This window comes from Nostocoides australiense Ben110 (assembly GCF_001050535.1).
In the GTDB taxonomy this organism is placed as follows: Bacteria; Actinomycetota; Actinomycetes; order Actinomycetales; family Dermatophilaceae; genus Nostocoides_A; species Nostocoides_A australiense.
Window position 1 is genome coordinate 1,310,333 of sequence record NZ_HG764815.1, and the last position, 10,165, is coordinate 1,320,497.

The 10,165-nt window shown below is 70.1% G+C and carries 9 protein-coding genes and 1 pseudogene; 5 read left to right on the forward strand and 5 right to left on the reverse strand.

What is annotated here, in order from left to right; genetic code table 11:
• Together BN11_RS06300 and thpR are read left to right on the forward strand one after the other, a co-directional pair.
• Nucleotides 1–1,661: S8 family peptidase (locus BN11_RS06300; RefSeq protein ID WP_083433576.1), on the forward strand; the 1,661-nt coding region annotated here is incomplete at its 5' end.
• Between the two features lie 150 nt (nt 1,662–1,811).
• On the forward strand, nt 1,812–2,375 hold the full coding sequence (gene thpR, locus BN11_RS06305) for an RNA 2',3'-cyclic phosphodiesterase (protein ID WP_048695895.1): 564 nt from the start codon (nt 1,812–1,814) through the stop codon (nt 2,373–2,375).
• A gap of 138 nt (nt 2,376–2,513) precedes the next feature.
• Here thpR and BN11_RS26050 read toward each other — a convergent pair.
• Nucleotides 2,514–3,136, reverse strand: a pseudogene (locus BN11_RS26050) (GOLPH3/VPS74 family protein); the annotation flags it as partial.
• 98 nt (nt 3,137–3,234) lie between these two features.
• On the opposite strand from BN11_RS26050, the gene BN11_RS06310 reads away from it, so the two are divergent.
• The gene (locus BN11_RS06310) at nt 3,235–4,761 is read left to right on the forward strand and encodes a gamma-glutamyltransferase (protein ID WP_048695897.1); all 1,527 of its coding nucleotides are present in this window, start codon (nt 3,235–3,237) and stop codon (nt 4,759–4,761) included.
• 437 nt (nt 4,762–5,198) lie between these two features.
• On the opposite strand, the gene BN11_RS06315 is transcribed toward BN11_RS06310, so the two are convergent.
• Nucleotides 5,199–6,527 (reverse strand): MATE family efflux transporter, encoded by a 1,329-nt coding sequence (locus BN11_RS06315; protein ID WP_048695899.1) that lies wholly within the window; start codon nt 6,525–6,527, stop codon nt 5,199–5,201.
• Nucleotides 6,528–6,885: 358 nt separating this feature from the next.
• Between BN11_RS06315 and BN11_RS06320 the strand changes: the two genes are divergently transcribed.
• Nucleotides 6,886–7,359 carry a pyridoxamine 5'-phosphate oxidase family protein gene (locus BN11_RS06320; RefSeq protein ID WP_048695903.1) on the forward strand — a complete coding sequence of 158 codons (474 nt, stop codon included), beginning with the start codon at nt 6,886–6,888 and terminating at the stop codon, nt 7,357–7,359.
• Nucleotides 7,360–7,415: 56 nt separating this feature from the next.
• On the forward strand, nt 7,416–8,099 hold the full coding sequence (locus BN11_RS06325) for a DUF1989 domain-containing protein (protein WP_083433579.1): 684 nt from the start codon (nt 7,416–7,418) through the stop codon (nt 8,097–8,099).
• On the opposite strand, the gene BN11_RS06330 is transcribed toward BN11_RS06325, so the two are convergent.
• The 3 genes from BN11_RS06330 to BN11_RS23470 form a co-directional block, all read right to left on the reverse strand.
• On the reverse strand, nt 8,056–9,123 hold the full coding sequence (locus BN11_RS06330; protein WP_048695905.1) for an NAD(P)/FAD-dependent oxidoreductase: 1,068 nt from the start codon (nt 9,121–9,123) through the stop codon (nt 8,056–8,058). The genes BN11_RS06325 and BN11_RS06330 overlap by 44 nt on opposite strands.
• A gap of 10 nt (nt 9,124–9,133) precedes the next feature.
• Nucleotides 9,134–9,682, reverse strand: a complete 549-nt coding sequence (locus BN11_RS06335) for an isoprenylcysteine carboxyl methyltransferase family protein (RefSeq protein WP_048695909.1) — start codon at nt 9,680–9,682, stop codon at nt 9,134–9,136.
• Nucleotides 9,679–10,165 (reverse strand): 3-oxoacyl-[acyl-carrier-protein] synthase III C-terminal domain-containing protein (locus BN11_RS23470; protein WP_327152838.1); only part of this gene is annotated, 487 nt, incomplete at its 5' end. The genes BN11_RS06335 and BN11_RS23470, both read right to left, overlap by 4 nt.

The following is a 10,165-nucleotide window of genomic DNA, read 5'->3' on the forward strand; positions in this document are numbered from 1 at the left end:
CCACCGCCGGAACCGCCTCCGCCGCCCCGACCGCCGAGCTCGCTGCCGCCGGATCGTATATCGTGCTCGCGCGCGAGGGCGCCGACGCCCAGGCCATCGCCGACCGCCTCGCAGCCGGCGGCGCGCGGATCACCAATGTCAACACCGATATCGGGCTGATCAGCCTCGACACGACCAGCAGCACGTTCGTCGACGACACGAGCCGGATGGACGGAGTCCAGGGCGTAGCCCGAGACCGGGCCATCGGCCGCTCCCCCGGCGCCGCACCCCGGCCGTCGGACGTCGAGAAGGAGAACCGCGTCACCCCCGCCGCCGAACGGGGCACCAGCGATTCCGACCGCGCCGACGCGAAGTACAGCGGCGACCCGCTGGACCGCTGGCTATGGGGCATGGACATGATCAAGGCAGGCGCAGCGCACCAGAAGACGCTGGGCGACAAACGGGTTCGTGTCGGGATCCTCGACACCGGCGTCGACGGCCGCCACCCCGACCTGGCCGCCAATTTCGACCGGCGCCTCTCTCGCAACTTCACCACGGACATGACCGATGTCGACGGAGAGTGCGAGTACACCTCGTGCAAGGACCCCAACAACGTCGATGACAACGGCCACGGCACGCATGTCGCCGGCACCATCGCCGCGGCGATGAACGGCATGGGCCTGAGCGGCGTCGCGCCCAAGGCGACGATCGTCAACATCCGCGGCGGGCAGGACAGCGGCTACTTCTTCCTCGGCCCGGTATCCAACGCGTTGACGTATGCCGCGAACACCGGACTCGACGTCGTCAATATGTCGTTCTACGTCGACCCGTGGCTCTACAACTGCACCGGCGGTGCTCCGGAGGACACGCCTGCGCAGGCGCGGGAGCAGGAGACGGTCATCGCGACGATGAACCGGGCGCTGAAGTACGCGACCAGCAAGAACGTCACGCTGGTGGCGGCCCTGGGCAACCAGCACGACGACCTGGCCAAACCACGCCAGGACGTCTCGAGCCCCGACTACGGCGCCGAGCCGCACCGGCGCACCATCTTCAACAGCCGCTGCGTCACCTTGCCGACCGAGGGCCCGAACGTGCTGGGCATCTCCTCGCTCGGCCCATCGGGCACGAAGTCCGACTTCTCCAACTACACGACCGAGGTCTACTCGACCGAGATCGAGTTCTCGGCTCCGGGCGGCTGGTACCGCGACGGCTTCGGCACCGCGACCTACCGCACCAACGAGAACATGATCCTCTCCTCGGCCCCGAGGCGGGTGCTGCAGGCCGAGGGCGCGGTGGACCCGAAGGGGAATATCACCCCGCTCGGCAAGGAACTCGGCGTCAAGAAGGCCTGCACGGCCAATCCGGCCCCGGGCGCTGACCGGTGTGGTTTCTACCAGTACCTCCAGGGCACGTCGATGGCGGCCCCGCACGCCACCGGTGTCGCCGCCCTGGCCGTCAGCGCGCACGGCCACAAGTCGGCGGACGGGCTGACGATGAAGCCCGGCGCGGTCCGCTGGCTGATGGCGCAGACCGCCACCGACCACGCCTGCCCGGCCGGCGGCGTCCAGGAGTACTTCAACGAGGACCGCGACGAGACCTACACCGCCATCTGCCGCGGTACCACCGACCGCAACGGCTTCAACGGTTTCGGCATCGTGAACGCGAACGGGGTCGTGCGGTAGTCGCGTCCGCAGCTGAACTTTTCCGCCCAGTGCCACTTCATTGCGGTTCGCATCGCAACATTTCCGCTGCGAACCGATAGGAACCGGCACTGGGCGGAAAAGTGCCGGCCCTGGCCACCACGCCTCGTGGCGGGATGGTGCACTGGGGACATGCGTCTCTTCGTGGCCATCATCCCGCCTGTTGAGGTGGTCGAGAACCTGACCGACTTCCTGCGGCCGCGCCGAGACGCCGGTGCCGAGTTGCGGTGGACCGATCCGGAGCACCTGCACCTGACGCTCGCCTTCCTCCCCGAGGTCGGGGAGGCCGGGCTGGACCGGTTGACCGAGGCGCTGACGGAGCGCTGCGCGGCCCTCCCGGCGGCAGCGATGCGGCTGAGCGGCGGCAACGCCTTCCCCAATCCGTATGCCGCCCGCGTCCTGTTCGCCGCCGCCGAGCCCGAGCCGTGGCTCGGCAACGTGGCGCGGGCCGCGCGCAACGCCGCCGGTCTCGCGGGTGTGGTCGTCGACGGCGGCCGGTTCCACCCGCATGTCACCGTCGCCCGCCTGCGCCGTCCGACGGAGGCGACGCGTTGGATCCGCATCCTGCAGGGGTATGAGTCGCCCGGCTGGGTCGCCGAGTCCGCCTGCCTGGTCCAGTCGCGCCTGGGCCAGGGTCGGCAGGGCCGTCCGCTGTATGACGTGCTGGCCGAGTTCCCCTTCGCGCCGGCCTCTTGACCGTCCGCGTCGTACCCATTGACATGTCGGCCGGGTCCTATTGACATCTCGCCGGGGTCGAATCGACATCTCGACGGGGGGAGCTCGGCAGCCGCCGCCCGCGCCGCCTGCTGCCGCGGCGCCCCGCATCTGCTGGATCGTGCGCATAACTTCCTTTGCGGCCCAATCAGATTCGGCGATCTCGTGCGCGCGCCGTTTGGCGGCCTTCTTGTCGGTCTCGGGTGAGAGCACCTTGGAGAGCAGGTCGCCCGCCACCAGCAAGGCGATCAAGGTGGCGGTGCGCGGATCGGGCACCTCGTCGGTCAAGAGGGCCGCGTTGAGCCGAGCCCGGACGTCGCGCTCGGGGCCCGGATCGACTTCGACATGCGTCGTGCATCTGAAGATGTCGAGCGCCTTGTCGTGGCCTTCGCCGAGAATTCCACGGGCGACCAGCCGGGCATACAGCTCCTTGCGCCACCGCCTGGTGCGTCCGACCATGCCCCAGTGGGTCAATATGTCCCTTGGCTTCTTGCCCGCTCGTGCGCTGATGTCGATGAGCGCCTCGTCGAGGATGCGGTCCTCGGTCGTCCGCTCCAACAGCACTGGACTCGGTCACGTTCGCGCCACCCGAGCTCGTGCGGCGTGAGTGTGATCCGTTCGCGCAGAGTGAGTTCGGCGAATAGCGACCCGCCAATGACGACATCGAGATGCTGCGACAGCGCCGGCGCCCGACCCGTCGTGTCGTCGGTGACGAGCAAGAGCACTTCCTCCCCGAGCAGCATGCATCTCAGGGTATGCCGCGGTCACGGCCCGGGATGCGGGAGGCCCAGCTCGTGACGGGCGACAGCTTCGATCCGCGCCGGTCGGGCAGAATCGCCCCATGACCGACCATGTCGCCGTTGCCGCCACCGGACCCGCTGCTGTCGATGCGGGCCTGACCGCGGTGCGGGCCGGCGGTAATGCGGTGGACGCGGCCATCGCCGCTATGTGCGTTGCCATGACCACCGAGCCGGGCGTCGTCAGCCCGATGGGCGGGGCGTTCGTGACGATCTGGCCCGCCGGCGGCGAGCCGGAGACCATCGACGGCAACGTGGAGATGCCCGGCCGGGGCCTCGACCCAGCCCGGTTCGGCCAGGGGCTGCGTGAGTTCCACCTGAACTACGGGGGCGGCATCACCGTCTTCGGTGGATATGGTTCGGTCGCGATCCCTGGCGCCTTGTCGGCCCTGCAACTCGCCCATGACCGGCACGGGTCCGGCGCCTGGGCTCAGGCCATCGCACCCGCGGAAAAGGCTGCGCGAGAAGGTTTTCGACTCGGCTCGGCGGCAGCCAGCTATCTCGCTCTGACGGTCGACAATCTCTTCGGCTGGGACGCCGATACGCACCAGGCGCTCACCCGGGAGGACGGGAGTGCGCTCGAGCCCGGCGACCTGCTCATCGACACCGACATGGCCGACAGCTGGGCCCGGATCGCCGAGCATGGAGCCGCGGACGTCTATACCGGCGAGATCGGCCGCAGGATCGCGGCGGCGTGCACCGCAGAGGGTGGGCTGATCACGGCAGCCGACCTCGCGGCATACCGGCCGGTGGTGCGCGAACCGCTGCGTCAGCGCCTGGGCGCCTGGGACATCGCGACCAACCCGCCCCCGAGCGTCGGCGGCCCCATGCTCGCCGTCATGCTGAGCGAAATGGCGCGCCGCGGCAGCCTCTCGTGGGTGGACACGATCGAGGTGCAAAGGCACGTCCTGACCTATCGCAGCGAGGTCCACGACTTCTCCGCCGACCTCGAGGAGGACGGCTACAACATGCTCGAGGAGGTCAGGCGCGCAGGGGTGGCCGGCCTGACGACGTCGCAATCGACGGCGCACGTGTCCGCCGTCGACAGCGACGGGCTCGGCTGCGCCATCACGGCGTCGAGCGGATACTCCTCTGGCGCAACGGTTCCTGGCACGGGACTGCTCCTCAACAACTGTCTCGGCGAGCCCGAACTCAACCGGCTCGGGCTGCATGTCCTCGCCCCCGGCACCCGGCTTGCGTCCAATATGGCGCCGTCGGTCGCCCACCACGACAGCGGCGACGTCCTCGCAATCGGCAGTCCGGGTGCCGACCGGATCACGACGGCTCTCATGCAGGTCCTGGCCCGCCACTGCTTGATCGGTATGCCGCTCGGCGAGGCCATCGCTGCCCCGCGGGCCCACGTGCGGGTGGTCCGCGGCGAGCCGACGCGGGTGGAGTTCGAGAGGGACGACGACATCCGGGCGGCCATCGCCGCGTGTGGACTGCCGGCGAACGAGCATGAGCCGCACGCGATGTTCTTCGGCGGTGTGGGCGGGGCGGCGCGCAGCGCGACCGGTGTCCTCTTCGCCGCCGGGGATCCCCGTCGCGAAGCGGCTACCGGCGTGGCCTGACGTGCTGCCGCCCAGGGTCCGGCGCGGGGGAATTGCCGGGCGCCGGGCGGCATACTGCTCGTCGTCCACGACGATGTCAGCGATCCGAAAACCTGGGCCGGCCCACGGCTTCGACCCCCTGGACTGGGCCTGGTGCGGGCGGAGATGCGCTCACCGACCTCCTGCGCCGGACAGTTGGGCCAACATGGCGCTGTCCCGCCAGAGCGCATCCGCCAGATCCGCGCGGCGCGCAAGGACTGAGGGGTCGCCCCAGGGCAGGTTGCCTGCGGCGCAGGGCGGTGTCTCGCCCACGTCCTTCCGCGCGGCCGGCTGAGCCACACGCGTGCGCGAACCGGTGGCTCAGCACCCGTCCGCCGCGGTTGTCCGCGAGCGCCCCCTGTCCGTGCAGACCTGGACGATCGCCGTTCTCACCTCCGTTGGCCGGCCGGCGTGTGGGATCAGCGGCCGGCCCCGAGCACCATCCAGCGATCGGAGCGCACGCGCCAGCCGAGGAACACCGCGCGCACCAGCATGAAGCCGGTGAACGCGACCCACAGCCACGTGATCGCGAGGGGTGGATCGGTGGGGGCGAAGGCGCGGACGGCCAGCACCATCGGAAGGTATGCCACCAGCACCAGGCACATCGACATCGACAGCCAGCGGGCGTCCCCGGCCCCGATGAGGACCCCGTCGATGACGAAGACAAAGCCCGAAAGCACCTGTCCCACAGCGACAACGACCAGCCCGGCCGCGACGGCCGCGCGCACCCCTGGGTCGTCTGTGAAGAGCGCGGGCAGCACCCGGTGCAATGCCAGCACCACCACACCGACAGCCAGCCCGCTCCAGATACCCCATCGGATCATCAGCGAGGTCAGCTCCCGCGCCGAGCGCGCGTCGCCCGCACCGAGGGCCCTGCCGGTGAGCGCCTGCGCCGCGATGGCGATGGCGTCGAGCGCGAAGACGAGGAAGGACCATATGGTCGCCGTCACCTGATGGGCGGCAAGCGGCACCACGCCGAGGCCCGCGGCCACCCAGGTGGTCAGCAGGAGGATGGCGCGTAGCGCCAGGGTGCGCACGAGCAGCGGTATGCCGTCGATCGCGGCCGCGAGCACCCTCCCCGGGTGGGGGCGTAGGGGAGCGTCGTCCGCGCGGGCATGCCGCAGCAGCACGAGGACGAGGGCACTCGCCATACCGGCCTGGACGAGGAGTGTGCCGATCGCCGAACCCGCTATGCCCCAACGGAATCCGTAGACGAAGAGCACGTTGAGGACCACATTGACCACGGCCCCGACAACATTGACCACCAGCGGCGTGCGCGTGTCCAGCAGTCCGCGCAGCACCCCGGTGACGGCCATGACGACGAGCATCGGCGGGATGCCGAAGGCGGCGATCCGCAAGTAGCCGACGGCGTTGGTGAGCGCCGCCCCCTCGCCCCCGAGCCACCGGCATACCGGCCGCGCCGCAAGCGCGAGAGGCGCCGCGACGACCAGTCCCAACCCCACGGCGAGCCAGGTGCCGTCGACGCCGGCGGCGATCGCCGCCCGCACGTTGCCGGCACCCAACTGCCGGGCGACGACCGCGGTTGTGCCGTAGGCGAGGAAGACGAAGACACCGACCGCCGTCAGGAGCGCCGAACTTGCCAGCCCCAGTCCCGCCAGCGGCGCCGTCCCGAGGTGACCCACGATCGCCGTGTCCGCGAGCAGGAAGAGCGGCTCCGCGATCAGTGCGAGGAACGCCGGGATCGCCAGCTGCAGCACCTGCCGGCTCGGCGACACATCGGACTCCACGGCGCCAGTGTGCCCAGATCGAGATGACTGTGTCGGGGGTGCCCACGCCCGCGGCAGGTCTGGTGGTCGGGTGGTCTGCGGGTCGGCACGACATGAGGTGCCGACACGGTATGGCCGTCCCGTCCCCATCGTGACGTCGCTGCGGTGGACACGGGTGTCCTGCCCACCAAAGCACCTCGAGTCGCTTCGCGGTACATCCCTAGGGAAGGGATTCCGACCACGTCCGCCGATTCGACAGCGAACGGCGACCGATCGTGGATTCGTTGGCCCACAACGAGTCTCGTTGCCGAGCGCGCGCGGTAGCGTGCACACAACCTGACGCGCGGCCGTGCGAGGGTCGCCCGATGAAAGGACTGTCATGTCGGATCGAGAAACCATCGCCGAGGTCATGAAGGCCACGCGGATCGCCATTTTGACCTATGAGGACGAGCAGGGACGCTTGGTGAGCACGCCCATGGGCACACAGGACTTCGACGACCCGGCGACGGTGTGGTTCATCACCGAGGCCGACAGCGACAAGGTCGCGGCCATCTCCCGGCAGCCGCGCGTCAATGTGTCGTATGCCAGCGACAAGGGCTGGGTCTCGCTCTCCGGGACTGCGAGCCTCAACCAGGATCGCGCAAAGCTGGAGGAGTTGTGGGACCCCTCGGCCTCGGCGTTCATGCAGGGCGGTCCGGACGATCCCAATAGCGCGTTGCTCGAGGTTAGCGGCGACACCGCTCAGCTTTGGGAGTCCCCGGGCAAGCTGGGAATGCTCGTGCAGGTGGCCAAGGGCGCGCTGGGCAAGGAAGACCCGGCCAAGGACTCAGATGCACCGGTGGTCGACCTCTAGACCGCTCCGCCATCCGGACGACGATCGTCGCCGGGATCGGGACAACAGAGAGAACCATGAATCCAGCCTTCAGCCGCTACGTCGGGAAGCTGACGCCCCGGACGCCGGAGTCCGGCGGAGGGGACCGCGAACGTATCCCTGCCCAGCGGGGTGCCTACGTCCGTCTCGAGACGGGTGACCAGCTCACGCTCATCGACCCCGTCGGCGAGCAGGTCTCCGACCTCTACCTGGTGGACGTCGAGGACGTCGAGGATCACTTCTCGGCCGGTCGCACGACCGACTACGGCAACACGATCTATCCCAGCACCGGCACCATCCTCTACAGCTCCACGAGCCGGCGATTGGCGGCTGTCACGCGCGACACGGTCGGAGTCCACGATATGACGCTGACGCCGTGCAGTCAGGACACCTTCGACATCCTCTACCCGCACCTGGGCGGCGCAGCCCACCCCTCGTGTCACGCGAATCTGGTTGCCGCGCTGGCGCCTGTCGGCGTCGACGCGCGCCACATCGGCACCACGCTCAACGTCTTCATGAACGTGTGGACCGACCCCGAGGGCGAGTTGCACATCGACCCGCCGCCCACGGTCGCGGGCGACCTGTTCACCATCAGGGCATTGCGACCGATCCACGTGGGGATCACCGCCTGCTCGGCCGAGGGCTCGAACAACGGACATTGCACCCCGATCGATTACCTCATCGAGCGCTCGGATGCGCCGGCGCCCCGGCCAGCCGGTTGACGATGGCCTCGAACACGGTGGGCAGGGCGACGGCTGCAGGCACGATGCCGGACCGCACCGGACCCCAGCGAGAGGCCAGGAGCACCCCGCCGGTCAGTGCGGTGGGCTCGCGGACGGTGCGGCGCCACGCCGTCTCGTAGCCCTGCACCCGTCCGGAAACGAGCGAGTCGATCGCCAAGCGCGCCTGGGCGAACCCGAGCGACAATCCTTCCCCGGTCAAGGCGTCGACATAACCGGCGGCGTCCCCGACGAGTAGCACGCGGCCGCCGACGACCCGCCGGGCGGACCGCTGCCGGAAAGGCCCGGCGCCCAGCACCCGGTCCTGCACGCTGCCTCGATCCACCCGTGCCAGCACACTCGGAAATTCCGGCAGTTTGGCACTCAGCGGGGCTCGGGCCTCGGACAGCACGGCCAGACCCACCACATCCTCGGACACGGGGGTGACATAGAGCTCGCAGTCGCGCGCCCAATGGACCTCGACGTCGGTGGGCACTTCGGACGTCCTCGCGTGCGTGACCAGTCCGAAACGCTTGTGCCGCAATCCAACCGGCCGGTCCACCCCCAGGCCACGACGGGTCGGTGAGTGCAGTCCGTCCGCCGCGACCACATAGCGGGACCGCAGCAGCTCCCCGGTTCGCCCCAGGCTCACCTCAACCCGGCCTTCGTGAATCGCCACCCCCGACGAGGCGGCGGCCAGGGTCTCGACACCGGCCCCCCGAGCCGCCTCGGTGAGGGCCAGGTGCAACGCCGTGCGCCGCACCCCGAGCCCCGGACCCGAACGCATCGGTGCCCGCACCGAGCGGCGCTCGTCGGCATAGACGATGCCGTGGATCGGCATACCGGGTGGTCGCACGCCGATGGCGTCGAGTTCCCGAACGCCGTGCGGCATGATGCCCTCGCCGCACGCCTTGTCGATCGGGGCGCCCCGCGGCTCGAGCACGGTGACGGACAAGCCGCGACGGGCCGCGTGGATCGCCGCGACCAGTCCCACCGGCCCGCCGCCGATGACGATGACGTCCTTCACCGCCGTGGCGTCATTGACCGCGGGCGGCCGGCCGGGCGCCGGGCGACGACGGCGCCTGCTGCAGGGCAGCGTTCTCGACCCGCAGGCGCGTGCGCAACAGGACCGCGTTGAGGAGCGTGAATCCGACGGCCGTCCACCACGCGCCATGGATGAGCGGCAGCGCCACTCCCTCGAGCACGACGGCCACGTAATTGGGGTGGGCGAACCAACGGTACGGGCCGGAGTCGACGAGGGGCAGTCCCGGCACCACGACGACGCGGGTGTTCCAACGATGCCCCAAGGTGCGGATGCACCACCACCGCAGTGCCTGTGCCGACACCGCGCCCGCCAACGCGACCCCCCACCACGCCGGCGCGGGGGGCCGCATGATCCAGACCTCGGCGAGCATTGCCGCCAAGAAGCCGGTATGCAGCAGCACCATGGCCGGGTAGTGACCGGCGCCGTATTCCTGGCCGCCGCGCTCGCGGGCCCAGGCCAGGTTGCGGTTGGACACCACGAGTTCGGCCAGGCGCTCAAGACCGACCAGGGCCACGATCACCGTGAAGAGGACCGGGGTCACCTGGCCTCCAGGAGCACGCACTCGAGGCAGAAGCCCGGACCCATCGCCAGCAGCACGCCGCGGCTGCCCGCCGCAGGCGGCCGCTCCCGCAGGGTGTCGGCGAGCACGTGCAGGACCGACGCCGACGACAGATTCCCCACGCGCTCCAGTGAGTTCCACGTCAGGCGCAGCGCCTCGCGGTCGACGTCGAGCGAGCTTTGGAGAGCCTCCAGCACCTTCGGGCCGCCCGGGTGGGCCACCCAGAACGCGACGTCGCCACGCACCATCTCGTGGCCGGCGAGGAACTCGTCGACGTCGGCTCGGACGTTGGCCTCCACCAGATCGGGCACGTCGGCGCCCAGCACGATGCGCAGACCCGTCTCCCGCACGTCCCAGCCCATCAGGCGGGCGCTGTCGGGATAGAGGCGGCTGCGGGTGCCGAGGACGGCCAATGAGGGCGTCGGCCGGCCGGTCGTCTCCGCCGCCCCGGCCGCGCCGACCGTC

Bases quoted from the DNA above. Each gene is read 5' to 3' on its own strand.
- BN11_RS06310 (WP_048695897.1), top strand. From the start codon at position 3,235: ATGACCGACCATGTCGCCGTTGCCGCCACCGGACCCGCTGCTGTCGAT.
- BN11_RS06325 (WP_083433579.1), top strand. From the start codon at position 7,416: ATGAATCCAGCCTTCAGCCGCTACGTCGGGAAGCTGACGCCCCGGACG.
- thpR (WP_048695895.1), top strand. From the start codon at position 1,812: ATGCGTCTCTTCGTGGCCATCATCCCGCCTGTTGAGGTGGTCGAGAAC.
- BN11_RS06320 (WP_048695903.1), top strand. From the start codon at position 6,886: ATGTCGGATCGAGAAACCATCGCCGAGGTCATGAAGGCCACGCGGATC.